Source organism: Mordavella massiliensis (assembly GCF_016901695.1).
GTDB lineage: Bacteria > Bacillota > Clostridia > Lachnospirales > Lachnospiraceae > Claveliimonas > Claveliimonas massiliensis_A.
The window spans coordinates 1-219 of the sequence record NZ_JACJKS010000125.1; the positions used below are offsets into that span (position 1 = coordinate 1).

Here is a 219-nt window from a genome sequence, read left to right on the forward strand (position 1 = left end):
GGTGTATCTGTTGACTTACCAAGGTCATGGCAGAGTAGCCAAGCCGGGAAGGGATAAACGCTGAAGGCATCTAAGCGTGAAGCCCCCCTCAAGATGAGATATCCCTACGTAAAGTAGTAAGACCCCTTGAAGACGACGAGGTAGATAGGGCAGAGGTGGAAGTGTGGTAACACATGGAGCTGACTGTTACTAATCGGTCGAGGGCATAACCGCAGAAGG

General features: G+C 51.1%; 1 rRNA gene. It reads left to right on the forward strand.

Annotated elements, in window-relative coordinates:
• Window positions 1-213, forward strand: a 23S ribosomal RNA gene (locus tag H6A20_RS13400); the annotation flags it as partial.
• Window positions 214-219 lie beyond the last annotated feature (6 nt).